The sequence below is a fragment of the Mesorhizobium sp. WSM4311 genome (assembly GCF_002295115.1).
In the GTDB taxonomy this organism is placed as follows: Bacteria; Pseudomonadota; Alphaproteobacteria; order Rhizobiales; family Rhizobiaceae; genus Mesorhizobium.
Genome location: NZ_NSFV01000008.1, coordinates 91,423 through 116,445, shown reverse-complemented (window position 1 = coordinate 116,445; position 25,023 = coordinate 91,423). Strand labels below are relative to the sequence as shown.

The 25,023-nt window shown below is 62.1% G+C and carries 22 protein-coding genes and 2 pseudogenes; 15 read left to right on the top strand and 9 right to left on the bottom strand.

Annotated elements, in window-relative coordinates:
- The first annotated feature begins 79 nt into the window (after nucleotides 1-79).
- From CK226_RS21770 to CK226_RS21745, 5 genes are all read left to right on the top strand, one after another.
- The gene (locus CK226_RS21770) at nucleotides 80-1,081 is read left to right on the top strand and encodes an EscD/YscD/HrpQ family type III secretion system periplasmic domain-containing protein (protein ID WP_095793043.1); all 1,002 of its coding nucleotides are present in this window, start codon (nucleotides 80-82) and stop codon (nucleotides 1,079-1,081) included.
- Complete coding sequence (locus CK226_RS21765) at nucleotides 1,078-1,518, top strand: hypothetical protein (RefSeq protein ID WP_245437810.1); 441 nt, start codon at nucleotides 1,078-1,080, stop codon at nucleotides 1,516-1,518. Before CK226_RS21770 ends, CK226_RS21765 begins: the two co-directional genes overlap by 4 nt.
- A 52-nt stretch (nucleotides 1,519-1,570) precedes the next feature.
- Nucleotides 1,571-4,006 (top strand): type III secretion system export apparatus subunit SctV, encoded by a 2,436-nt coding sequence (sctV, locus tag CK226_RS21755; RefSeq protein ID WP_245437809.1) that lies wholly within the window; start codon nucleotides 1,571-1,573, stop codon nucleotides 4,004-4,006.
- A gap of 102 nt (nucleotides 4,007-4,108) precedes the next feature.
- Nucleotides 4,109-5,410 carry a type II and III secretion system protein family protein gene (locus CK226_RS21750; RefSeq protein ID WP_245437808.1) on the top strand — a complete coding sequence of 434 codons (1,302 nt, stop codon included), beginning with the start codon at nucleotides 4,109-4,111 and terminating at the stop codon, nucleotides 5,408-5,410.
- 69 nt (nucleotides 5,411-5,479) lie between these two features.
- Nucleotides 5,480-5,875 carry a hypothetical protein gene (locus tag CK226_RS21745; RefSeq protein WP_245318210.1) on the top strand — a complete coding sequence of 132 codons (396 nt, stop codon included), beginning with the start codon at nucleotides 5,480-5,482 and terminating at the stop codon, nucleotides 5,873-5,875.
- A gap of 185 nt (nucleotides 5,876-6,060) precedes the next feature.
- On the opposite strand, the gene CK226_RS21740 is transcribed toward CK226_RS21745, so the two are convergent.
- Nucleotides 6,061-6,864, bottom strand: coding sequence for a tetratricopeptide repeat protein (locus tag CK226_RS21740; RefSeq protein ID WP_095793040.1), 804 nt, complete (start codon nucleotides 6,862-6,864; stop codon nucleotides 6,061-6,063).
- An 85-nt stretch (nucleotides 6,865-6,949) separates the two neighbouring features.
- On the opposite strand from CK226_RS21740, the gene CK226_RS21735 reads away from it, so the two are divergent.
- The 3 genes and pseudogenes from CK226_RS21735 to CK226_RS21725 all read left to right on the top strand — a co-directional run.
- Nucleotides 6,950-7,990, top strand: a complete 1,041-nt coding sequence (locus CK226_RS21735; RefSeq protein ID WP_095793039.1) for an EscU/YscU/HrcU family type III secretion system export apparatus switch protein — start codon at nucleotides 6,950-6,952, stop codon at nucleotides 7,988-7,990.
- Nucleotides 7,991-8,680: 690 nt separating this feature from the next.
- A pseudogene (locus CK226_RS21730) lies at nucleotides 8,681-8,943 on the top strand (pyocin activator PrtN family protein).
- A gap of 5 nt (nucleotides 8,944-8,948) precedes the next feature.
- Nucleotides 8,949-9,095, top strand: a pseudogene (locus CK226_RS21725) (LysR family transcriptional regulator); the annotation flags it as partial.
- 73 nt (nucleotides 9,096-9,168) lie between these two features.
- Here CK226_RS21725 and CK226_RS21720 read toward each other — a convergent pair.
- On the bottom strand, nucleotides 9,169-12,018 hold the full coding sequence (locus CK226_RS21720; protein WP_095793038.1) for a winged helix-turn-helix domain-containing protein: 2,850 nt from the start codon (nucleotides 12,016-12,018) through the stop codon (nucleotides 9,169-9,171).
- A 198-nt stretch (nucleotides 12,019-12,216) separates the two neighbouring features.
- On the opposite strand from CK226_RS21720, the gene CK226_RS21715 reads away from it, so the two are divergent.
- The 7 genes from CK226_RS21715 to CK226_RS21685 all read left to right on the top strand — a co-directional run bounded on the left by CK226_RS21715 (nucleotide 12,217) and on the right by CK226_RS21685 (nucleotide 17,961).
- Nucleotides 12,217-13,491 carry an epoxide hydrolase gene (locus CK226_RS21715; RefSeq protein ID WP_095793037.1) on the top strand — a complete coding sequence of 425 codons (1,275 nt, stop codon included), beginning with the start codon at nucleotides 12,217-12,219 and terminating at the stop codon, nucleotides 13,489-13,491.
- A 34-nt stretch (nucleotides 13,492-13,525) separates the two neighbouring features.
- A complete protein-coding gene (locus tag CK226_RS21710; protein ID WP_095774477.1) occupies nucleotides 13,526-13,942 on the top strand; it encodes an organic hydroperoxide resistance protein in 417 nt (138 codons plus the stop codon).
- A gap of 74 nt (nucleotides 13,943-14,016) precedes the next feature.
- Nucleotides 14,017-15,060, top strand: coding sequence for an alpha/beta hydrolase (locus CK226_RS21705; RefSeq protein ID WP_095774476.1), 1,044 nt, complete (start codon nucleotides 14,017-14,019; stop codon nucleotides 15,058-15,060).
- A 19-nt stretch (nucleotides 15,061-15,079) separates the two neighbouring features.
- Nucleotides 15,080-15,595 carry a cytochrome P460 family protein gene (locus CK226_RS21700; RefSeq protein ID WP_095774373.1) on the top strand — a complete coding sequence of 172 codons (516 nt, stop codon included), beginning with the start codon at nucleotides 15,080-15,082 and terminating at the stop codon, nucleotides 15,593-15,595.
- 116 nt (nucleotides 15,596-15,711) lie between these two features.
- Nucleotides 15,712-16,488, top strand: coding sequence for an alpha/beta hydrolase (locus tag CK226_RS21695; protein WP_095774372.1), 777 nt, complete (start codon nucleotides 15,712-15,714; stop codon nucleotides 16,486-16,488).
- A complete protein-coding gene (locus tag CK226_RS21690; RefSeq protein ID WP_095788796.1) occupies nucleotides 16,485-17,450 on the top strand; it encodes a quinone oxidoreductase in 966 nt (321 codons plus the stop codon). Before CK226_RS21695 ends, CK226_RS21690 begins: the two co-directional genes overlap by 4 nt.
- A gap of 73 nt (nucleotides 17,451-17,523) precedes the next feature.
- Entirely contained in the window at nucleotides 17,524-17,961 is a 438-nt protein-coding gene (locus CK226_RS21685; protein ID WP_245437807.1) for a hypothetical protein, read from the top strand.
- 96 nt (nucleotides 17,962-18,057) lie between these two features.
- On the opposite strand, the gene CK226_RS21680 is transcribed toward CK226_RS21685, so the two are convergent.
- From CK226_RS21680 to CK226_RS21650, 7 genes are all read right to left on the bottom strand, one after another.
- Nucleotides 18,058-18,360, bottom strand: a complete 303-nt coding sequence (locus CK226_RS21680; protein ID WP_095774370.1) for a DUF982 domain-containing protein — start codon at nucleotides 18,358-18,360, stop codon at nucleotides 18,058-18,060.
- A gap of 119 nt (nucleotides 18,361-18,479) precedes the next feature.
- Complete coding sequence (locus tag CK226_RS21675) at nucleotides 18,480-19,472, bottom strand: dipeptide ABC transporter ATP-binding protein (RefSeq protein ID WP_280951480.1); 993 nt, start codon at nucleotides 19,470-19,472, stop codon at nucleotides 18,480-18,482.
- On the bottom strand, nucleotides 19,469-20,428 hold the full coding sequence (locus CK226_RS21670) for an ABC transporter ATP-binding protein (RefSeq protein WP_095793035.1): 960 nt from the start codon (nucleotides 20,426-20,428) through the stop codon (nucleotides 19,469-19,471). Before CK226_RS21670 ends, CK226_RS21675 begins: the two co-directional genes overlap by 4 nt.
- Entirely contained in the window at nucleotides 20,425-21,396 is a 972-nt protein-coding gene (locus CK226_RS21665; protein ID WP_095788799.1) for an ABC transporter permease, read from the bottom strand. Before CK226_RS21665 ends, CK226_RS21670 begins: the two co-directional genes overlap by 4 nt.
- Nucleotides 21,396-22,412: an ABC transporter permease gene (locus tag CK226_RS21660; RefSeq protein WP_095788800.1), complete on the bottom strand. Its 1,017-nt coding sequence runs from the start codon at nucleotides 22,410-22,412 to the stop codon at nucleotides 21,396-21,398. The genes CK226_RS21665 and CK226_RS21660 overlap by 1 nt, the downstream gene beginning before the upstream one ends.
- 22 nt (nucleotides 22,413-22,434) lie before the next feature.
- The gene (locus CK226_RS21655) at nucleotides 22,435-24,096 is read right to left on the bottom strand and encodes an ABC transporter substrate-binding protein (protein ID WP_095793034.1); all 1,662 of its coding nucleotides are present in this window, start codon (nucleotides 24,094-24,096) and stop codon (nucleotides 22,435-22,437) included.
- An 18-nt stretch (nucleotides 24,097-24,114) separates the two neighbouring features.
- Nucleotides 24,115-25,020: a proline iminopeptidase-family hydrolase gene (locus CK226_RS21650; protein WP_095793033.1), complete on the bottom strand. Its 906-nt coding sequence runs from the start codon at nucleotides 25,018-25,020 to the stop codon at nucleotides 24,115-24,117.
- Nucleotides 25,021-25,023 lie beyond the last annotated feature (3 nt).

Below are 25,023 nucleotides of genomic sequence, written 5' to 3'. Positions count from 1 at the left end.
CAACCGGCGGCGCAGTTGCATGGCGGAAGCCCATCGTCCGGCTGCATTTGAAATCGCCATCGGCGGGAGATGAAGTGGCATGACCGCTAGTCCTATCGGCAGATATCTGGACGCTGTGCCGGCGCGTCGGCTGCGATCGATTATCGCCCCGTCGCCGTCATCCGCACAGTCCATCGCGCTCAGCGTAACCCACGGTTTTCATGCCGGCGCTGAACTCAGTCTGGTTGAGGCGCTGTATACGATCGGCTCCAGCACCGGATCTGACATCGTCCTCAGGGATGCCGGCATCGCTCCAATCCACGCCAGGCTGCGGCGCAAGGGCAACCAGTTTGAAATCGAAGCCGTTGGCGGCGATGTTGCACTCCTCACAGGCGAAATCATTCGTCAAGGACAGGGCAGTCGCTGCAGGTTGCCGTTCGTCATCGGTATCGGCGACGCCCGAATCCGGCTGGTCAATCCGGAACGCCCATCGAGCCGGTGGTCGCTCGGCAACCGCTCCATGTTGGTTGCCGGCAGCGTTCTCCTTGCCGTTTTTGCCGTTTCTGTCGCTGCCAACGGGTTCTCGCTCGCCAAGTCAGACATTGGCTCACAGGCATCTTCTCGGGACGATCAACCGGTCAGAATGGCATTCGCCGGTGAGCGCGGGCAGGAAGTGCTGGACGATTCATCGCCGGCGCAGATTCAAACAGTCGCCGATGCGGAAAGCCAGCTCAAACAACGTCTCGATCAGTCCGGCATAAGCACCGTCACCGTCCAGCGATCGCCCGGGCGCCTCGTGGTTTCCGGCGTGATCCCAGATGACAAGAGCGGCGTCTGGACCGAGACCCAATCCTGGTTCGACCAGACCTTCGGCGGTCAAGTTACTCTCGTGTCCAACGTCATGACCGGCAACGCAGTGCAGGCGCCGCGCCTGATGCTGCAGGCGATCTGGTATGGCGACCGGCCCTACGTCATCGCAGCCGACGGCGCACGCTATCACGAAGGCGCATTCACCGATGACGGCTGGACCATCAAACATATCGGCGAGACGGAACTTCTGCTGACCAAGGGCGGCGCCACGGTCGCGCTGAAATATCCGTGAACCGCCGGCTCGAAGGGCCGCGCCTCGATTCGGCGAGGATGGAGACTGCCGGCCGCGACGTGCATCAGGCCGAAGGCGTGCGCGGTCAAACGATCAGCCGGCGACGGATGAATGGCGCCGACAAAGCCGCGAAGGGTGCTCCGGGGACGAAATCGGCCGCTGCCGCCGAGAGGCCTGAGACGGCGGAATTCCAGGCCTCTGGAGAGGCCGCCGGCGAATCGCTGGATGAAATACTCAGCAACTTCGTCATGCCCGCCATTCCGGAGCCGGCCATCTTGCGCCGCTCGGTGCCTATTCTGCAGCATTTCATAGCGAACCTGGTCCCAGACCTTGAGGGCGGCGAGCAACTCAAGACGCTCGCCAGAACGCTGATCGAGGATGAAATCGAACGTCATCGCGACCTGCTTGGCCGCATGCAGGAAGGAATCGAAATCTGACAGACCCGCATGACACCGTCCATCTGCTGCATGTCCTGGGCTATCTCCACGGTTGTCATGGGCAGGCCAAGCGGGGCGCGGCGTACCTGCTTATCGCCGCGCAGCTCTCGCCGGGAAATGCCGGCGTTCTCAGGACACTGGCGCACCTGCTCATACTGGATGGCGAGGCCGAAAAGGCGCTTTCGACGATTGCCAGGCTGGAGACTTTGGAAGGAATGGACCACCCGGTGCTTGCACTGCTGAAGAGTCGGGCCCTGCTCGTTGCCGGGCGCAAAAGCGAGGCGCACAGCGCGTTGCTCAGCTTCCTGTCGCATCGGGCTGCCTGATGACCGCGTCGGAGCGACTTCTGCAATTCCTTGCCAGGCTGTCACGCCGCAGCGACCTGATCATCGCCGTCCTGATGCTGGTTGCAGTGGTGATGATGCTCATTCCCCTGCCGACCTTTCTCGTTGACTTCCTCATCACCGCAAATATCGCCATTAGCGTGCTCATCCTACTGGCGTCGTTTTACGTTTCTCACCCGCTTCAGTTTTCGTCGTTGCCGTCGGTCATCCTCATCGCCACCTTGTTCCGGCTGGCGATCACGATCACGACAACTCGGTTGATCCTGCTGCAGGCCGACGCCGGCAAGATCATCACCGCCTTCGGCACCTTCGTCGTCGGCGGCAGCATCGCGGTCGGCCTCGTTATCTTCCTGATTATCACAGTCGCGCAATTCATCGTGGTAGCGAGGGGTGCGGAACGCGTCGCCGAAGTGGCCGCGCGCTTCACGCTCGATGCGCTGCCGGGCAAGCAGATGAGCATCGATGCCGAGCTGCGCAACGGCGATATCGATCAAGCTGAAGCACGCCGCCTGCGCCAGCAGCTGGAGCGCGAGAGCCAGCTGTTCGGCGCGATGGACGGCGCCATGAAATTCGTCAAGGGCGATGTCATTGCCGGCATAGTCATCATCCTGGTCAACCTGATCGGCGGTTTCGCCGTCGGCACGCTGCAGCACGACATGTCGCTGGGGGACGCGGCCGCGACCTATTCGTTGCTCACCGTGGGCGACGGGCTGGTGGCCCAGATCCCGGCGCTGCTGGTCGCGATCGCCGCCGGCACGATGGTGACTCGCGTCGGCAGCGCGGACGGAACGGGCGACCTTGGCCGGCAGATAACCAGCCAGCTCCTCAGGGACTCGCGAGCACTGGCCCTCGCGGCGGTGATCATGGTTGGCCTTGCCATGGTGCCAGGTTTCCCCTTTATCGTGTTCCTGGCCCTTGGCGCCTGCTTCGGCGCGGGCGCCTATGCAATCAATCGCCGCGACGCCGGTGTTTCCGAACCCCAGGACATCGGCCAGATCGCGGCGCAGGAACAACGCGGTGAGTCGGCTTCGCTTTCAGCTATCTCCACCGGAACGCTGACTGCTTCCTACCGCGTCGTCGTGCGCTTCGGAGCCGAACTCGCGGCGGCGGTTCCAGAGCCCGAATTTGCTGCGCTTGCCGACGGCGTTCGCCGCGAACTCTTCGGCGATCTCGGTGTCGACGTGCCGGTCATCGGCATGCAGGCCGACGAGATGCTCTCCCCGCGAAGCATCCGCATCGATCTGGAAGGCGCGCCCATCCTGGACGCCGAAATCCCTGCCGGACGTGTTCTCGTCGAAGCCGACCCAACGCATCTCGATCTGCTCGAGTTGACTTACGAAAAAGCTGCTTCAATCGCCGGCCAGCGCAGGTTCGCGTGGGTCGATGACAGCCAAATATCGATACTGAAAGAAGCGGGCTTCGCTTTCGCCACACCCGCCGAAACCGCGGCCAGATGGACCGCAAATGCACTCCGGCTCTATGCGGGACATTTCGTCGGGATCCAGGAGACGCGCAGGCTTCTGTCGGACATGGAGCCGGACTATGCGGATCTTGTCCGACAGGCGCAGGAGATCGTGCCGCTGCAGAAAATCGCGGAAGTGCTTCGCCGGCTTGTCGGCGAAAACGTGCCGATCCGCAATCTGCGCCTCATCCTCGAAGCGCTGATCGAATGGGGTCAACGCGAACAGGACGTTGTCCTGTTGACGGAGTATGTCCGCACGTCCCTGAAGCGCCAGATCAGCTTCCGTTCCGCCGGCCGCAACAACATCATCGCAGCCTATGTGCTGCAACGCTCCGCCGAGGATATTCTGCGAAACGCGGTGCAAAGCACATCGTCAGGCACGTTCCTGAACCTCGCGGACGACGATGCGCAGGCCTTGGTAAGCGAAGTCGAGCGAGCCCTGTCGCACAATTCCACCGACGCCTCGCCGGTCGTCCTTGCAGCCATGGACGTGCGCCGTCACATGCGCAGCCTGCTCGCCCACAATGCGATCGAGCTTCCGGTCCTGTCCTTCCAGGAACTTGCGCAGGAATTCAACGTCCAGCCGCTGGCCACGATCACCGGCCGCAGCGGAAGAGCCGGCGGGCGCGCCCACGCGCTGCCGTCGGCTCAGGCGAAAGCCTCGCAGGAGACAGTCTCATGACGGCGGCCGGACGAATGAGGACATCTGGGGAATCAGGAGAGGAACGGCATGACGATCCACGATACAGCGGCAAGCGTCCGATCCGCAGCTGGGCGGACGGATATGCGCTGGCTCGCGATCGCGACGGCTGGCGTTTTGCTGGCCTTGTTGTTCACGATCGCAGGCGCGGCGGCGCAGAAAGCGTCGCCGCTGCCGAGCAAGCCAAGTCTCGATCTGCCGGTCGGGCAAGGACGCTTGCTGCGGTTCAATGAGCCGGTCGAATCCGTGCTGGTCGCGGACACAACGATCGCGGACCTGCAGGTCGTATCGCCAAGTTTGGTCTATGTCTTTGGCCTCAAACCCGGCCTCACCAATCTCATTGCGGTCACGGCCGATGAGCGGATCGAGGCAACCGCTCAATTCCGCGTCACGCCCGACATCACGCCCGCCAATGAGGCCAAGCACGCAATGCAGCCGAAGTCGGCGACAAATCTGCACATTTTCGGAACCCGCATCGCCATCACAGGCGAAGCACGAGGCGTCGACGAGGCAAAGGATCTGGACAATGTCGCAAGAACGTTCTCGCCGCCAGAACAGCCGCCGCTGAACAACATGACCGTGCAGGGCTCGCAGCAGGTCAACATCCGGGTCCGCTTTGCCGAAGTCTCGCGCACGGAGTTGCAGTCATACGGCGTCGACTGGTCCGTCGGCTACAAGAGCGGCGGCTTCGAATTCAACATGTTCCAGGACAATGGCGTGCCTTCGGGCAGCGATGGGAATTTTGGTCTGAGCCTCAACCAGGCGCACGGCCTCAATTTCGATGTCCTCATCGAAGCCCTGCAACGCAATGGCGTCGTCAAGATACTGGCCGAGCCGAACCTGACCGCGGTGACCGGACAGGCGGCGAACTTTCTGGCTGGTGGCGAGATTCCCGTGCCTATCGCGCAGGGATCCGACGTCACCACCATTCAATACAAGCCTTTCGGCGTGTCCCTCGGTTTCACCCCAACGCTCATCGGCCGCAATCGCATCGCGCTGCACGTCCAGCCGGAGGTCAGCTCTTTATCGGATTCCGGCTCCGTAAGCGCCAACGGCTTTGCCATGCCGAGCTTCGTGGTGCGACGAGCCGACACCACGGTGGAGGTGGCAAGCGGTCAGACCTTTGCGATCGCCGGCCTTTTCCAGCAGCGAACCTCGCGCAACCTGGAGAAATTTCCGGTTCTCGGCGATGTGCCCGTGCTTGGGCCCCTTTTTCAGTCGCAGCGGTTCCAGCACGAAGAAACCGAACTTGTCATCTTGATCACGCCCTATCTGGTGGCACCGGTGCGTGACAGCCTCGCCACGCCGCTCGACCGCCCGGCTGCCAAGCGTCTCAGTCGCAAGCACGCCAACGACGCGTCATCGACCGGTCTGATCATCAAGTAGCGAGAAACGACCATGATATTGCGCATCGCTTTCAGCTCCGTTTTTCCGCCGTTGTTTCTGGCCGGCTGCATGAGCAGTCCGCAACAGCGGCAGGATTACTCGCCCGGCTACAGCTATGTTTCGACCGATACCGACGACTCCGAGAAAGGCGTCAGCGGCTCCGTTCTGGCTCCCAACGCATGCCTGGCCGAACCGGCCGATGATGACAATTCGGCCGCCAGAACCAATCTGACGATCGTCTCCGGCGTCGGCTTCCACCTGCCGTCCGGCTGCGCTAATGCCTATAATCTGCAGCGCATGGCCGAAAGCCAACGCGACCTGGTCGAAGGCCGGCGCATGGGAGCCGCGCCTGCGGCGCCGACGGCGCGCGCGGCCCGTCGTTACCTCGATGGCGAGGAGGCTCCGACAGGCGGAGCCAACACAACTGCGCCGGCGACGCCGCAGACGACGCAGTCCGTCGAGTGAGCCTCTGCCAACTCCTCGCCCGCAGCACCGCTCCAGGCGTCAAGCTTGGTGCGAGATCGGCCCAGGTCTTACGCTCCGACGCGTTGGAACAGGTCACAGTTTCACGGAAACGGCGAGCCACTTCATCTCGTTGTTTCAACGCAATTCCGGACCGAAAACCGCTCCGCACTTTTCATGGAACTGCTTCAGCCCAGGATGGAGCCGAGCGCTTTGGCCTTGGCCTGCGTGCTGCCCTTCGAACGGATGGTCCTGGCACGCGCGAGCAAGATGGCCACCTCCTTGGTCGTCAGACCGATAGGCGGCGACCCCTTGACCTGATCGGCTTGGCCAAGAAGTCCATAGACCATCACGACATTGCGCTTCTGGTGCAATTGCGCATTGGGTGCGGCAGCAATCTTCTGCACCAGCGGCAGTGCCGCCGCGGAATTGTCTTCAAGGGCTGCCGCCAATACCATGTTGGTCTCCACGTCGAGATCGCCGGGAGCGAGTTTCAACGCCTGGGCGAAAGTCGTCTGCGCTTCGGCGGTCTGGCCGGCGAATGTCTGCGCCACGCCCAGACGGTTATAGGCAGCGCTGGTGTTGACCAGAGGCGCTGCCTGCGCGAGCGCGCGCATGCCGGCATCGATGTCGCCAGCCTCTATCATCGCCGAGCCAAGGCCGAGCATCGCCTTCCCGTCGTTGGGAGCTTTTGCGAGCGCGGCCTGATAGGCCTTGGCCGCATCGGCCGGATATCCGGCCCGCATATAGGCGTCGCCCGTTTTGACGAACGCGCCCGCGTTGGCGTCCGGTATCGTTGCCGCACGCTGATAGAGCGCTATCGCGGTATCACTTTCCCCGCGCGCATCGATATCGTCGGCAAGCTTGATCAACCGATCCGACTGCGAGGACGGACCTTGGGCCTTCGCGTCGATCGAGCCTGTTTTGGCCGTCTGGCAAGCGGACAGCGCCAGGGCCAGGGCCACAGGCAAGAATACGACATGCAACCGCATATCCACCTCTCCGTATTCAAGCCCGGCGCCACCTTACACAGCGCATGGGCGGACTGGAACCACAACAGTGCGGTAAGATTGCAACATGGCCGAAGAAGCTGAGGAAAAGAAACTACCGGCATCCGACAAGAAGCTGCGCGACGCGCGCCGCAAAGGCCAGGTTCCGCAGAGCCGCGACCTTATCTCCGGCTTCACTTTCTTCGCAGCGCTCGCATATCTCTATTTTTCCTGGCCGATGCTCTTCAGGCACCTTTCGGAACTGGTGCAGACCGTGACCGTGACCGGCGGTTCGTTCGGGGATGTCAGCCTGCGCGCCATCCATCAATTCTTCTCGCTGCTGGTACTTGCCACTCTGCCGTTGGTCGGCATCGTTGTCGTTCTCACCGCGGTCTTCGGCATGCTGGGGACGTTCGGGCCAGTCCTATCGTTCGAGCCGCTCAAACCGCAGTTCGACCACATAAATCCAGCCAAGGGCCTGCAGAAGATCCTGTCGCTCCGCAACGTCATCGAGTTTGCCAAGGGCCTGATCAAACTGGTGCTACTGGCATGCCTCTTCGTCTTTGTGCTGATCATATGGCTGCAGCCGCTATTCGATGCGCCGGGTTGCGGTCCGTCATGCCTGGGGCCGGTGATCCAAGCAGTCCTGACGCCGCTGGGAATCGCCGCCGGCCTGGCTTTCGTCGTCATCGGCGTGATCGACGTCCCTATTCAACGCTGGCTGTTTCTTCGCGACATGCGCATGACAACAACCGAGTATAAGCGTGAACACAAGGATCTCGAAGGCGACCCCTTGATACGCCATGAACAGCAGCGGCAGCGGCGCGAAGCGGTGATACGGCCGGCGAAGCTGGGCGTGAAAAATGCGGTTATCGTCTTCGTATCCGGCGACCGGGCCGTGGCGTTGCGTTACATCAGGGGCGAAACGCCGGTGCCGACGGTTGTCGCCAAGGGTCAGGGGCGCGTTGCTAACGAGATAACAGCTCAAGCGCGCCAGGCCGGAATTCCGGCGGTCGAGGATAACGCCCTTGCCGAAGCACTCTTCGAGAACACGAACATGGGATCATATATCGGCCAGCAGATGTTTCCGCCGGTTGTTCGCCATCTCGTTCGGCATGGCCTCACTTGAGGCGGGGTTCGCCTGCAAAACTCAACGTCGACTCAGTCTTGACCTGACTACCGGCAGCGCTCGATCCACACGGCCTTTATCGACTCGATCATCGACCTCATCGATATTAGGCGGCACTCCCGCGAAACGGATTCGTGCCTGAGGCGCAAAGCTGCCACTCACATTTGGATTCCTGTTGACGGCGTTATCAGGAGGGCAAACGCGCCAGGAAGTCGATGCCGGCCAAACTCGCCCCAAAAAACCGAATTTAGTGTCCCGCTTTGTCCATGAGTACCCGCAATTCGTGCTGAGGCGCGACCCAGAAAGTTCGAAAAGCTTCCAGGAACCCCAGGCCAAGTGAACGCCGGGGCGGACAATGATGTTCACGGATATCCCGGCGAACATTCGCGTTGGAGCGATCAATATCGTCGGCAGAAGAACGTCAGAAAAGGGCTACCGGCGGCTCCGTCGTGGGAACGAAAAAAGAAGAGAAGCAGAACTTTCGTGTGCGATTTTTGCACACACTGCCCCGTAAACATCTGATTCCATTTATCTATATGTCCAGTCCATCATAGGCGCAATGGCAAATTTCATATACTTGTCAATCATTTATCCGCATTATTTAAACTGCATTTAGGTTGGGCAGACTGACATTGCCGGCCTCTATGATATGTGGCTCGTTTCATTCTATTTTTCAAAGCGTAACCATCAATGTCACTCAGCACCGCTTTTCTGTTCATGGCGCAATACAACGGTAAGGCTATAATTCCGCTCGATGAGGTTCGGCGCGATTTCTTTGCCACCTGACGCTCCCGAAATTTCTCCGCAAGCTCAGTTCAGGCGACATCGCCCTGCCGCTCATGCGAATAGAAACAAGTCAGAAATTTGCCAAGGGTGTCCATTTGCAGGATTTGGCAGACTACCTTGATAAGCGCAGACAGGCGGCCCAGAGGGAGATGAGCGGTTGGAACTGAGTGCACTCGTCACCTATCAGGTACTCATGCAGGGCGGAAGCCTGGCAGTTCATGATGGCGACAAGATCGTTGTGATTCAGCCGCAGGGCAGGTTCAAGGCCGATAACGCTACGGCGCTTGCCGCTGCCGCGGCGGCAGGACTCGGCATCGCTTGACTCGCCGATTGCATCACGTATGGCTATGTGACCTCCGGAGCGCTCTCGCTCCGATTGTAGCGGAGCCAGATTAACTCTGCGTCGCGAGCAGACGTGCAGCTGACTTCAGATCAGCAGTATCCAAACCCTCAACGAAGCGCTCGAACCGCGGCTGGAGATGCGCCCGGGCGGTTTCGTGTTGTCTGCGATCGATCAGAAGGGTAGCCAGGTCGATCGCGGCGCGCAGCTCCCATCCCCATGCGCCCCAACCCTGGCTCATTTCGAGTGACCGCGTGAAGCAGGTTTCAGCCTCGTCGGTGCCAGACTGCACTGACGCCAAAACAAGGCAGCCCTTCACGCGCAGCAACTCCGGCATATAGCAGAGATCTCCGTTTGCCTCGACCGACAGAATCGTGTCGTCGAGCAGTGGGAGGGCCTCCGCGAGCCGGCCCGTGGCGGCAAGGCCTTGAACCAGGGCGACGTTGAGCGGAGTGGTGAGCAGTTCGTAGGGCGCTGCGTGGAGCTCCGCGAGACTGCGTTGCAGACTCTCGATTCCCTTCTCCGCATCGCCTCGACGAATGGCCAGTTCTCCCTTGAAGCCTCGTCCTAGCGCCAGATACGGTCCGAGCGAGTGGGGTTCCGCACGCAAGAAGAGACGGTCTATATGCTCGTCCGCGCGGTCGAGATCGCCGACCCAAATGAACACGGAAACGGCCCAAACAAGAGCGATCGAAAGCGTCAGCGGATGGTTCAGGATCTCGGCGTCCTTGATCGTCAGCAGCGCACGTTCCACCGCCCGATCCGGATGGCCTTGCAGCCAAAGCGTTCTTGCCAGGATCGCGCCGGCGAGGATTCTTCCGTCGAAACCGAGATAGTTGGTCGTGGTCCGGCCGGAATTCGGCCCGTATCGCAATGCTGCCGCAAGCGAGGTCTGTGCGCGGCCTAGTTCTCCTTTGAGGTGAAGCGATATTCCCATCAACGAATGCGCCAATGTCGTGGAGACGGAGTCCTCCAGCGCGCCGGCAATGACGGCGCAACGCTCCGCGTAGCGGAGCGCGGTCTTGAAATCTCCCGTACGCAAATGGAACATCTGCAGCGGCCCGAGAACCTGAATCTGATCCAGCGCATCGCCGCGCTGCTCGGCAATGGAGAAGCTTCTGTTCAGCGCCACGCGTGCTGCATCCCTTCCCCCGTGCGTGAACATCAGGGAGACCCCGAGGGCCGCCTGAAGGTGCATCTCCTCGCGTCCGCTGCGCATGGAGTCGTGGAGAGCGAAAATTGCGAGGGAGGTCCAGCGATGGCACTCGGTGAGCAAGGACATCGATAGGAAAAGCGGAGCAGCGGCGGCGGCAAGACGAATGCCGAGCCTGGCATCCCCGTTGGATCCGAAACACCGATCCAGAGCACCACGCACATTGGCAAGGCCGGCGAGGTGCTGTGATCGTTGCGACGCGCTCGACAACGTAGGCCAGTCATTCCCCGTATCCTCCAGCCATCGCAGACAGTAGGTCGCGTGCCGGGCGACCAGTTCCGTGAGTTCCGCATCCTGGACCTCGAACTGAAGGGCATAAGCCCGCGTCGTATCGAGCAGCCGGTAGCGCATCGTTGCACCGGCTGGCCTCGCCGCGACCATCGACTTCGCCACGAGGCTATCGATGGCGCTGAATACGAGCGCATCGTCCACGGTCGGGCTTGTTACTATTGTCAGCGCGGCATCGATCGAAAAATGACCGACGAAAACGGCAAGCCGGCGAAGCACCAGGCGCTCGAATTCGGACAGAAGCCCGAAGCTCCAGTCCAAAGTGGCCTGAAGTGTCTTCTGGCGCGGCGGTGCGCTGCGCTGCCCCGGCCACACGAGGGCCAGGCGTTCGTCGAGAAGCATCGCGGTCTTCTGCAGGCCATAGCTCGCAACCCGTCCTGCTGCCAGTTCGATGGCAAGCGGTACGCCATCAAGCTTCCGGCAGATGTGCGCCACGACCCCTGCTTCCGAATCGTCGAGGTCAAGACGAGCACCGCTCGCTGCTGCGCGCTCCAAGAACAGCTCGGTCGCAGGGAACGCTTGCGCGACTGCCGCGGTGGATTCCAGATCGTCTGGCGGGTAAGCAAGCGGCGCGAGCTTATAGACATGCTCGCCTTCGACCTGGAGAGCCTCCCGGCTCGTCGCCAGGATATGGGCCTGCGGCGCGGAAGCGAAGATACGGGCGGCCAGGTCCGCCGCCGCGACTATGACATGCTCGCAGGTGTCCAGGATCAGGAGGATTCTCTTGTCAGCCAGGTATGTGATGAGAGCGGACGCGGCGTCGTCAGACTGAAGCGACAGCCCCAGCATCGAGGCTACAGTCGGCGCAACCAGGTTGGGATCATTCAGCGCCCCAAGATCGACGAAATGCACGGCGCCCGCGAATGCATCGACCACGTGATGCCCGGTCGCCACCGCAACGGTGGTCTTGCCGACCCCACCCGTGCCGACGATCGTGACGAAGCGCGCGGCCGCCAGCTCCGCGGAAAGCGCGGCCGTGTCTTCGGTTCGCCCAACCATGCGGGCCAGTCGGCTCGGGAGGTTGGCCTGCGGGTAGCTGGCGGCGGCCTCGCTTCGCGCATCGTCGCGACCACCCGATCGCGAGATCGGTGCCACGAAGCAATAGCCCCGGCCCTTCAAGGTAGCGATGTAGCGCGCGCCGTCCTTGCCATCGCCCAACGCCTTTCTGAGATTAGCCATGTGAAACCGCAGACTACCCTCCTCGACGGTCACGTCGGGCCAGACGTTCGCCAATAAATCCTTCTTGCTGATCACCTCGTTGGAGCGGGCAGCCAAAGTAGCCAGGATATCGAACGCCCGCCCGCCCAGATCGACGGTGGTGCCTTGCCGCAAGAGCAGCCGTTCGCGGACGGCAAGCGTAAAGGGACCAAATGATATCGTGTCGCTTGCAGGTCCTATCATGACACTCCCTTGGCGGCCTGCTCATGCAGGCGACCACTCACCTATGAGAAGAACAAAAGTGGGGGCTTCGCTGCAAGCCTGCATTCGCCGACGAGCGCTAACGTTGCATCATAATGCATAACGGGCGCTTCGGGCGATCTCCTTCTATGTGTCGAAAACAGCAGAACCTCTCTGCCGACGGATCCAAGGAGAACGACCATGCCCGCATCATCGTCATCGCTCACGCGGCGAAGCCTGCTTGCCGCATCAGCGGTGGCAGGCGCCTTGAGCCTGCTTCCCGCGAGGGCGCGCGCGAGTGCCGACATCGAAGCCGTCCATCCCTTTCGCGCCGACATTCCGGAAGAGGCAATCGTCGATCTTCGTCGACGTCTGGCAACGTCGCGCTGGCCCCTGCGGGAAACCGTCACGGATCAGTCGCAGGGCGTGCAACTCGCAAAGCTCCAGAATCTCCTTCGCTATTGGATGACCGATTACAACTGGCGGAAGGTCGAAGCGAAGCTCAACGCTCTGCCTATGTTCGTCACCGAAATCGATGGCGTTGCTATCCACTTCATCCACGTCCGGTCCCGCCATGAGAATGCTATGCCGATGATCATGACGCATGGTTGGCCCGGTTCGATCCTGGAATTCATGAAGGTCATCGGTCCCCTGACAGATCCGACCGCTCATGGCGGTGCTGCCGGGGACGCCTTCCATCTCGTGGTACCGTCAATCCCCGGCTTCGGCTTTTCCGGGAAGCCGACGGAGACCGGCTGGGGCTCAGACCATATCGGCCGTGCCTGGGGCGTGCTGATGGGGCGGCTGGGTTACGACCGCTATGTCTCACAGGGCGGCGACTGCGGTTCGGTCATCTCTCATCGCATGGCGCTGCAGAAGGTGCCTGGGCTCATTGGCATACACGTCAACATGCCAGGTACCGTTCCGAAAGAGATCGCGGCGATCCTCACTGCCGGCGAACCAGCGCCAAGTGATCTGACCGAGAAGGAAAGCGCGGCGTTCGATGCGCTCGACACCTTCTACAAGGACAGTTCCGGCTATGCTGCCATGATGGTCACACGGCCGCAGACCATCGGCTACTCCCTAGTGGATTCGCCTGTCGGCCTGGCCGCATGGATCTACGAGAAGCTCGCGCAGTGGACCTACAGCGGCGGGGAGCCCGAGCGGGTTCTGAGCAAGGACGAGATGCTCGATGACATCTCGCTCTACTGGCTCACTGAATCCGGAGCGTCGGCGGCGCAGATCTACTGGGAAGACCACTCCAACAATTTCAATGCCGTGGACATTGCCGATCTCCCGGTCGCCGTGACGGTGTTTCCAGGCGAAATCTACTGCGCGCCGCGAAGCTGGGCCGAGCGCTGCTACCACAACCTTATCTACTTCCACGAAGCCGACAATGGAGGCCACTTTGCGGCATGGGAGCAGCCCCTGCTCTTCACGGAGGAAGTCCGCGCGGCCTTCAGATCATTGCGCTGATCGAACATCCGATTTCATAACGGGAATGCATACCATGACGACTCAAGCGAAACGACTCTACACGGGGAAAGTGCGTACCACAGGAGGTCGGGACGGTGCTTCACGCAGCTCCGACGGCCGCTTGGACATCAGGCTCTCGACGCCTGGCGGTGCGGGCAGCGGCACCAATCCCGAGCAGCTTTTTGCTGCAGGTTGGTCGGCATGCTTCGAAGGCGCGATGGCGATCGCCGCGCGCAAGATGAACATCGTGTTGCCTGCGGATCTTGCGATCGATGCGGAGGTCGATCTCAACAGCAACGACGGCGCCTTCTTTCTCAGCGCCCGGCTCAATGTGAGCCTGCCAGGGATGGATCCCAATGACGCCAGGGCGGTCGTCGATGCAGCGCATCAGTCATGTCCCTATTCAAAGGCCACGCGTGGCAACATCGAAGTCGAAATCAACCTGATCTAGTCCCTCGGTCTTGGCAATCGCGCTGCCGCGACTGCCCCGTAAGCAAAGGCAATACTCCCATGAACGCAATCAAGATTCCGGAAGTCATAGACCATCACCGCCGGCGCCTGTTCGGCATCGCTGCGGCTACCGTCGCCCTAGCTCAGCTAGGGGCGGTCCGAAGCTCGAATGCTCAGGACGGAGAGCAGACCGCTGTGGTCAGCGCAACAGGATCGCGCACCGCGTTCGCGGCGCTAAAGCAGATCGATGCTGGTCTGCTGAACGTTGGATATGCCGAGGATGGCCCAGCGGATGGGCCTCCCGTCATACTGCTGCATGGCTGGCCATACGACATCCACAGTTATGTCGATGTCGCGCCACTGCTTGCGGGAGCCGGCTATCGGGTAATCATCCCTTATCTGCGCGGCCACGGCACGACGCGGTTCCTGTCGGATGCCACGCTTCGCAACGGGCAGCAGGCCGCGCTGGCGGTCGATATCATCGACCTGATGGATGCCCTGGGCGTCGAAAAGGCGATCGTCGCCGGCTACGACTGGGGCGCACGGACGGCAAATATCCTTGCCGCGCTCTGGCCCGAGCGCTGCAAGGCCATGGTGTCAGTCAGCGGCTATCTGATCGGCAGCCAGGCGGCCAACAAGGCGCCGTTGCCGCCGCAGGCCGAACTGCAATGGTGGTATCAATTCTACTTCTCGACAGACCGCGGCCGCGCCGGCTATGCGAAATACACGGATGACTTCGCCAGGCTGATCTGGAAACTCGCCTCGCCGCACTGGAACTTCGACGACGCGACTTTCGCCAGAAGCGCCGCCGCGTTCCGGAATCCCGACCACGTCGATATCGTTATCCACAACTACCGTTGGCGGCTCGGCCTTGCAGAAGGCGAGCGCCGCTATGACGAGCTAGAGGAAAAGCTCGCCAAGGGCCCGGTGATCAATGTGCCAACGGTCACGCTCGAGGGCGACGCGAACGGCGCCCCACATCCCGTTCCCACGGCCTATGCGAAGAAATTCTCTGGCAAATACGAGCATCGGCTGATCACTGGCGGCATCGGGCACGACCTGCCGCAGGAAGCGCCCGAGGCGTTCGCAAAGGCCGTCATCGACGTCGACAAGTTCTGAGTGCGGACGGAACGAGCGCATGAGACGCAATCTTGTAATTGCAGCCGTCATCACCGTGTCGATCGCTCTCGCTATCGGCTGCGTGGAGATCGACATCGTTCGAGCTCAGAACAACACGGAAGCCTCGCCGATCTATGGCGTGACGATCCCGGACGGTTACCGCAGGTGGGAGCTCATCGCGCCAGCCCTGGAAGGCGACCCGCTGAACGAGCTTCGCGCTGTCGTGGGAAATACAGTCGCAATGGATGCCTATCGAAATAGCACGCTGCCGTTCCCGGACGGTACCGTGCTGGTCAAGCTCGCTTGGAAGCGCATGCAGTCGGCCGAGTTCGAACCCGCTTCGGTTCCTGGCGCCGCCACAACGGTGCAGGTCATGGTCAAGGATTCGAAGAAATACGCGTCGAGCGGCGGCTGGGGTTTTGGGCGGTTCATTAATGGCAAGCCCGTCGACGAAGCGCAGCACGAGACATGCTTCGCCTGCCACGAGGCGCGCGTCCAGGGACACGACTACGTCTTTACCCGCGACGCGCCGTAACTCGGTTCCCACGCAGAGAAACGCAGAGCGAACACGAGGGCGAGTTTGCGGCATCCCCGCCCCTCACCTGCGCTCGACGCGGTGAAGACCGCACCCCACAACGAAAGGATGTTCCAATGAAAATCTTGCTCGCAGGCCTCGTAATTATCGCGGCCACGTTCGGTAACGCACAAGCGCAGCCCGACAAACCTACCATCGTCCTGGTTCACGGCGCCTTCGCCGACTCTTCGAGTTGGAACGGTGTCGTTGAGATTCTTGAAAAGGACGGCTTTTCCGTCGTGGCGGCAGCCAATCCGCTACGGGGCGTCAGAAGCGACGGAAACTATGTCGCCAGCGTGCTTTCCTCGATAAAAAGCCCGGTCGTTCTCGTCGGCCATTCCTATGGAGGGTCGGTGATCAGCGACGCTGCCGATGGTCATGCCAATGTGAAGGCGCTGGTCTATGTCGCCGCATTTGCGCCGGAGGCGGGTGAAACCGCTGCGCAACTTGCAGGAAAGTTTCCAGGCAGCACGCTGGGTCCGACACTCGCTCCTCCTGTCGCGCTGTCAGGCGGTGGAAAGGATCTCTACATTCAGCAGGACAAGTTCCACGATCAGTTTGCCGCCGACGCTCCCGAAGCGCAAGCCAGACTGATGGCCGCAACGCAGCGGCCGATCGCGGAAGCCGCCCTCAACGAAGCTCAGGCCAAGGCTGCTTGGAAGAGCATTCCAAGCTGGTTCATCTACGGCGACGCGGACAAGAACATCCCGCCGCGAGCATCTGCCTACATGGCTGAACGGGCTCACGCCCGCGAAACGATCGCGATTAAGGGTGCTTCGCATGTGGTGATGGTGTCGAATCCTGGGCCTGTAGCGCGGCTGATCGAGAATGCCGCCAGGGAGATATCGCGATGAAAGCCGTCGTCATGAACCGCACCGGGGGACCTGATGCGCTCGAAATCGTCGAGCGCCCCGAAACTGCTCCCGCGAGCGCACAAGTTCTGGTCGAGGTCGCCGCGGCGGGCGTGAACTTCATGGACATCGGCGTCCGCCAGGGCATGGCCTGGACGGAAACGCCCAATCCCAAGGTTCTGGGCGTAGAGGGTGCCGGGCGGGTACTCGCCGTGGGCGATGGAGTCGAGCATTTCCGGCCCGGACAACGGGTTGCCTGGGTGTACGCGCCTGGAAGCTACACAGATCGAGCGATGGTACCGGCGGACGCGCTCGTGCCGATTCCGGACGGGATCGATGATCGTACGGCGGCGTCCGTGATGATGCAGGGGCTGACGGCCAGCCACTTCGCCACCGACTTCTATCCCGTTCAACCCGGCGACGTGGCGCTGGTCCATGCGGCGGCGGGCGGCGTCGGATTGCTGCTCACCCAGATCATAAAGCTGAGGGGCGGGCACGTGATCGGCCGCGTCTCGTCCGCAAACAAAACCGCCGTGGCAAGAGAGGCCGGAGCAGACCATGTGATCGTGGACACCGAGGGGCGATTCGCCGAGGAAGTCGTTCGCCTGTCCGGTGAAGGCGTGCACGTCGTCTACGACGGTTCCGGTCCGAAGACCTTTCAGGCTTCGCTCGACTCCTTGCGCCGCTCCGGCACCTTCTGCTGGTACGGCCCGGTGCTGGGCGGTCCCGGACCGCTCGACATCATGAGCCTGCCGAAAAGCATCAAGATCGGCTACGCAAGGTTCTTCGATCATATCCACACGCCGGCACTGCTTCGCGCCCGCACCGGACAACTATTCGACTGGATCGCCAGCGGCGACCTGAAGATCCGGATCGGCGGCGTTTACCCGCTCGCCGAAGCAGCATGCGCACATGCCGATTTGGAAAGCCGTGGCACGACGGGAAAGCTTCTGCTCATCCCCTGAGCCATCCGGTCTTCCTCACGATACGATATTCGCGAGGCGTCAATAGGCAAAGTTTCCGGGATCACTCCGCCGGTTGGCGCGCCGACATTCGCAAGGAAACGTCTCGTCGTGGCTGACCAGCGATCAGCGCGTCATAGGCCGCGCCATGAATGATCCGAGCGCGGGAGAGCCCGCCTACGACCCGCAGCAGCTAGAGCCCATGCTGGTAGCGAGACAGCATGCGGGCGACATCGATGGCATGGTCGCGCTTTCCGAGGCGGATGCCGTGATCGACTGCGGCGACGGACGTTCTCTGCGCAGTCATGAAGCCATTCGTGACTACTATGCGGAGATCGTTGCGTCTGGACGAAAGTTTGCGGTCGGAGGACAGCGGCCGGCGCTTATTTGCGGCGACCTTGCCCTCACCTCGACCCGACTTGCCGACGGCGACGTCACCAGCGAGGTTGCCCGGCGGCAGGCCGACGGCTCCTGGCTTTGGGTGATCGATCGCTATTCGGTCGCTTGGGATTAGGCCTTCCGGGAAACCGGCCGGCCACGTCGCCCCGGGCACGTCAACACACTGCGGCCGTCATGGCCGCAGTCCTTGCGTTCGGCAATCCGGGTGCGGCTAGCGCCGCAGCGCGTACACGCCCGCCATGGGTTCGCCGGGGACGGGCAGCGCCGTGTCGTCGTCCAGGAGTCGCGTGATCCGGGCAAAGCCGGTGAATGCCTTCCTGGCCTCCTCCGCCGACATCTGCCCCGCCAAAGCTGCCGCGCAGCAATTCAGCGCGCACTGATACACTGGCCCACGTCGTCCCGTCGGCCATTTACGCAAGAAAACCATCGCCTCGGCGACACTATCCACTTCTTCTACAGGGTACCCCTGCCCGCGCGATATCCGCACGGGCGCAAAGAAATGCAGGTAGTCCATCGTTTCCTCCCGGTCGATCGCGATGCCGCCCGATCGAACCTTATGAAACGCACAGTCTTGCGGTTGGTTCCATACAGAAAGCGGAACCTTTAAAAAATCTTTTGGTCGATGGTCGCCAGCTAAACCGTGGGGAAGTGGCAGGCCACTTTGCGGCCGGGTCGATACTCCCTCAGCTCCGGCCGCTCGGTGCGGCATCGCTCGACCGCGATCGGGCATCTTGGGTGGAAACGGCAGCCTGATGGCGGCTTGAGCGGGCTCGGCACGTCGCCGGTGAGGATGATGCGCTTGCGCGTCCCGCTGGGCATGGTCTCGACGACTGGAACCGCCGAGATCAGCGCCTGGCTGTAGGGATGGGCTGATGTCGCGAACACGTCCTCCGCCGGCCCTTCCTCGATGATCGAGCCGAGATACATGACGGCGATGCGGGTCGACACCTGGCGTACCACGGACAGGTCATGCGCGATGAAGATGTAGGTGAGGTTCAGCTTCTCCTGCAGGTCGGCCAGCAGGTTGACGATCTGCGCCTGCACCGAGACGTCGAGCGCGGAGACCGGTTCATCCAGCACGACCAGATCGGGATTGAGCGCGATGGCCCGCGCGATGCCGACCCGCTGGCGCTGGCCGCCGGAGAATTCGTGCGGATAGCGGATGGCATGGTCCGGCAGCAGGCCGACGAGCTCAAACAATTCCGCGACGCGTGCGGTGATCTCGCGCGACGAAAGCTTGCCATGGATGCGCAGCGGCTCGGCCACCAGATCACCGACGCGCCGGCGCGGGTTGAGCGAGGCCGACGGGTCCTGGAAGACCATTTGCAGGCGGCGGCGCAGCGGCCTCAACTCGGACAGCGATTTCGAGGTGATGTCCTCGCCTTCGAACAGCAGCTCTCCGTCGGATATGTCGTAGAGCCTCACCAGGCAGCGCGCCAGCGTCGACTTGCCGCAGCCGGATTCGCCGACCAGGCCGATCGTCTCGCCGCGCCGCACGGTCAGCGAAACATTGTCGACCGCATGGACGGTTCGCTTGCCGTCGGCGGAGAAACGGGTGCCGATCGAGAAGCGCTTGCCGAGTGAACGCGTTTCGAGGATAGGGCTGTCGATCATAGGTCCGCTCATGCCCGCGCCACCCGGAAGCACGCCGCGGCATGGGTGCCGATGCCAAGCTCTGGCTTGTCGGTCACGCAGTGCTCGTAGTGCACCGGGCATCGCGGGCCGAAGGCGCAGCCCTGCGGCAATCGCAGCAGCGATGGCGGCGAACCGGGAATGGCCGGCAGGCGGCGCGGCTTTTCGCCGGTCAGCGGCGGGATCGAACCCAGCAGCGCCCGCGTATAGGGATGCCGCGGGTCGGAAAACAGATCCGTGCGGCTGCCACGTTCCACCACGCGGCCGGCATACATGACCATCACCCGGTCGGCGAGTTCGGAGACCACGCCCATATCGTGCGTGATGAACACGACCGCCGACTTGTGCGTCGCGCGCAGTTTTCTCACGAGGTCGAGTATGCCGGCCTGCACCGTGACGTCGAGCGCGGTGGTCGGCTCGTCCGCCACCAGCAGCGCCGGATTGCAGGACAATGCCATCGCAATCACCGCGCGCTGCCGCATGCCGCCCGAAAGCTGATGCGGGTAGCGCGACATCGCCTCGTGCGGATTGGGAAAATTCACCTCGGCCAGCAGTTCTTCTACGCGCACGATCGCCTTGGCCTTGCTGATATTCTGGTGCGCGCGGATCTGTTCGGCGATCTGCCAGCCGATCGTGTAGACCGGCGTCAGCGCCGTCATCGGATCCTGGAAGATCATCGCGATTTCGTTGCCGCGTAAACGACGAAGCTCCCGCGCGGGCAGTCCGACGAGCTCGCGGCCCTTGTAGCGGATCGAGCCTTCGATGCTGGCGTTGGGATCGGTGATGAGGCCCATCACCGCCAGCAGCGACACCGTCTTGCCGGACCCGGATTCGCCGACGACGCCGAGAATCTCGCTTTCATCGAGGTCGAACGAAACACCATCGATGGCCCGGACCAGACCGTCATTGGTGCGGAAGGATACTTTGAGGTCGCGCACCGACAGTATCATGATGTCCTCAGGCGCGGATCGAGAAGGATGTAGACGAAATCGACGACCGCATTGGCGATGACCACGAACATGGACGCATACATCACCGTTGCCATGATCATCGGCAGGTCGAGATTCTGCAGCGCGTCATAGGTGAGCTTGCCGATGCCGTGCAGCCCGAACACCACCTCGGTCAAAAGGGCCGAGCCGCCCACCAGCGCGCCGAAGTCCAGGCCGAACAAGGTGACGAACGCGATGAGCGATGTGCGCAAGGCGTGGCGGAGCAGGATGCGCGTCTCCGACAGGCCCTTGGCCCGGGCCGTGCGGATAAAGTCCTCCTGCAGGGATTCGATGATGGCGGCGCGCAGCACGCGCCCGTAAATGCCGATGTAGAGAATGGCCAACGTAATCCACGGTATGATCAGCGTCAGGAACCAGCCTTTGGGATCGTCGGAGAAATTCTTGTAGCCAAGCGGCGGGACCCATGAGAATGCCCAGCTGTCGTGGTAGCGGCTCTGGGTGATCAGGTTCATCACCTCGCCCAGCCAGTAGACCGGCATGGAGATGCCGAGCAGGCCCAAAGCCATCAGCAGCTTGTCCAGCCAGCTGTCGCGGGTGGCGGCGGCAACGATGCCGATGATGATGGAGACAACCACCCAAAGGATCGCCGCCCCGAACACCAGTGAGAGCGTGACCGGGATCGAATCCATGACCGCCGGCACCACCTTCCAGCCGCGATTGACGAAGGAGGTCAGGTCGCCGGTGACGAAGATCTTCTCCATCATCTTCACATATTGCACGTAGAGTGGCCGGTCGAAGCCGAAATTGTGGCGCACCGCGTCCAGCACTTCGGGCGTTGCATTGCGCCCGGCGATGCGCGCCGCCGGGTCGGCGCCCGGCGTCGCGAAGAAGATCAGGAAGACGATGACCGAGATACCGAACATCACGAACAGCATCTGACCGAAACGGCGCAGGATGGCGTAGATCATCAGTCGCGCCCCAACCGAACCTTGGAGCGCGGGTCGAGCGCGTCGCGCAGGCCGTCGCCGAAGACATTGAGCGCCATGACGGACACCGCGATGGCCAGGCCCGGCACCAGCGCCACCAGCGGCCTGGTGTAGAGCAGCGCCTGCCCGTCCTGGATGATGGTGCCCCAGCTGGCGGCGGGCGGCTGCACGCCGATCGACAGGAAGGAAAGTGCGGATTCCGTCAGCATGTTCAGCGCCATCATCAACGGTACGAAGACGATGAGCGTGGTGGTGATGTTGGGCAGGATATCGCGCCACAGGATGCGCCATCCCGGCACGCCGAGATTGATCGCGGCCAGCACGAATTCGCTGTGGCGCAGCGACAGCACCTGCCCGCGTATCGGGCGCGCCACATAAGGCACATAGACGATTCCGATGATGATGACCGGCAACCATAGGCTGCCGGACTCGATATCGATCGGCCCGATCCTGATGCCTTGCGCGATGGTGACGATGGAAAGCGAAATCGCCAGCAGATAGATCGGGAACGCCCACAGGACATCCAGCAGGCGCGACAGCACCGTATCGGTGATGCCGCCGAAATAGCCTGCGATCAATCCCGCCGCCGTGCCGATAATCAGGGTGAAGATGGTGGCCGCCCCGGAGATCAGCAGGGAGCTCAGCCCGCCATAGAGCATTCGGGCCATGACGTCGCGCCCCTGGCTGTCGGCGCCGAGGAAATAATTGCCGAGCCGCCAGGTCGGACCGAGCGGCGTGTAGCCGAGCCCCAGCCCCTCGGTCGATTGTTCCATCACCGGAACGTCGGCGCCGTCGATCTGGATGACGGCGTCGAGCGTCGAGGCGAAGGGGTCCACGCCGGCCCACTTCGCATAGAGAGGCGCGCTGAGGCAGGCCAGCACGATGAGGAGGAACACGGTCAGGGATGCCATGGCAGCCCTGTCCCTTGCCAGCTTCGCAAACGCGACGGCCCAGGGCCCTCGCGTCTTGCGTGGCATGGCGACGGCTTGGTTCGACACGGACGTGCCCCTCCGCAGTTCGTTACTGCACCCAGGACTGGGTGATCATCCAGTTGAACTGCCGGTTGAACTTGAAATTGCCAACCCGTTTGCTGACGAAGTCAAGCCGCTTCGGCGTGAAGAGGCCGACTGCCGGTGCCTTGTCGGTGACCTGCTTGTCGATTTCGGCCCACATTTTGTCCGCGGCCTTCTGGTCGGTCACGCCGAGGTCCAGCGCCCTTTGCATCTTGGCGTCGATGTCCTTGTCGCAGAAGCCGGCGATGTTGATCGAGGCATCCGAACCCTCACGGAAGGAGGCGCAGCTGAACAGGATGTTCAGGAAGTCGGAAGCCGCAGGATAGTCCTTGTACCATTGGGTGACCGACATCTGCACCTTGTTGTTGGTGTTCTGGATGTAGGTGAACTGGATGTTGGACGAGATCGGCTTGACGTCGGCGACATAGCCGATGGTGGTCAGCACGCTCTGCAGGTAGACGCCGATCGACCGCGAAATGGCGGTGTCCTCGACGATAATGGTCACCTTCTGGCCCTTGGTGCCCGATTCCTCGACGAGTTGCTTTGCCTTGTCGATATCTGGCGCCGACCATTTGGCACCGGGGGTCTTGGTGAAGGGGCAATAGTCCTCATGGCCGGGGAAGTCCGGCGGCAGGACCTGACAGACCGGCGAGGCCAGCACCTTGCCGCCGAACAGCTTGACCAGCGTGTTGCGGTCGATCGCATAGGCAACGGCCTGGCGCGCCTTTTCGTTGTCGAATGGCGCGAGACGGTTGTTGAGGGGTGCATACCACCACGCCGAAAGCGGCGAGATGTGCAGCTGGTCCATGGACTTGCTGCCAAGTTCGCCCAGGCGGTCGCTCGGCAGCGCGTCGAACATCCAGTCCGCTTCGCCGTTCTGGATCGCCGTCACGGCCGCTTCCTCGGAGAGGCCGAAATCATACTGGACGACATCCGGGTAGCCGTCCGGTTGCGCTTCCTCGCTCCACTGCTTGAAGTTCGGGTTGCGCGACACCGTCATGCCCTTGTTGGGGTCGAAGGCGGAGATCATGTAGGCACCGGTGCTGGGAATGGGCTTGGAGCCCATGTCTTCGGCGGGCGTATCCGCCGGCAGCACCACGGCATGCGGCAAGGCAAGCTTGTAGAGGATCTCTGCGTCCGGCTTGGTGAGATTGAGGGTGATGGTTCCGGCCGCTTCATCACCGACGACGCCGCCGTCCAGCGTGCAGCTTTTGGTATCGGCCAGGCATTTGTCGGCGCCGACAATGCCGGCATAGAAGGTGCCGGAAGTCGGCCCGGAAACCTTGAAGATGCGCTGGAAGGAGGCGACGACGTCCTTGACGCCCATATCCTGGCCGTTGGAGAACTTGATGCCCTTGCGCAGCTTGAAGGTGAAGGTCTTGCCGTCATCGCTGACCTGCGGCAGCGCCTCGGCCAGATCGGGGACGATGGTGAAGCCGTCCATGCCCTCGGCCTTGCGGAAGGCCACCAGGCCGTCATAGATCGGCTGGTACATCTGCCAGCCCTGGTCGGTATAGTTGATGTGCGGATCGAGCGTTCCCGCCGCTGAGCGGGCCAGAAGGCGGATGGTGCCACCTCGGTGCTCCTTGAGATATTCAGCCTGTGCCGGAGCGAGCCACGTGCCGGCCAGCAGTGCCGCGGCTGATGCGGCCAAAAGCAGTTTCTTCATGTCTTGGTTCCCCTTTTCTCAGTTGTCGTTGTCGTCCAGGAAGTCGCCCACCACCCGCATGCACGCGTCCTGCTCTTCGACATGCGGCATGTGGCTGGAATGCTCGAATATCTCCCAGCGCGATCCCTTGATGCCGTCCTTGAAGGGCTGCACGGTCGCGGGCGTGGCCTCGTCGTAGCGTCCGGAGATGATCAGCGTGGGAACATCGACAGCCTGCAGGCGATCGACGATGCTCCAGTTCTTCAGCGTTCCGATGACATGGAACTCGTTCGGCCCGTTCATCAGATGATAGACCGTCGGGTTGCGCACGACCTGGTCGAAGGTCTCCGTCACCTCCGGTGGGAAGGGCACGACCCGGCAGACATGCCGCTCGTAGAACACCATCGTCGCAGCCTGGTAGGCCGGATCTTCCGTCGTGCCGGCCTGCTCGTGCCGGGTCAGTGTCTCCTGCACGTCCCCAGGCAGGTCGGCGCGCAACCGGTTGGCCTCTTCGACCCAAAGCTTCATGGAAGCCGGCGAGTTGGCGATGGTCAGCGACTTCAGGCCTTTCGGCCGCGTTACCCCATACTCGGCGCCCAGCATGCCGCCCCAGCTCTGACCCAGCACATGGAAACCCGCGCGGATGCCGAGATGATCGATCAGGTTTTCAAGCTCGTCGATGAAAAGCCGTGGCGTCCAGAAATCGGCGCCTTTCTCCGGCAGCAAGGTGGAATTGCCGCAGCCCAACTGGTCGTAGTGGACGACGGCGCGGTCCCGTCGGGCGAGATGCTTGTAGGCATCGACGTAGTTGTGGGCGGCGCCCGGCCCGCCATGCAGGATCACCACCGGGGCCTTGTCGGCATCGAGATCGCCAGAAATACGATACCAGGTCTCGTAACTGCCGAACGCGGCTCGTCCCTCTTTGCTAGCGACCTCTGACGACATCCC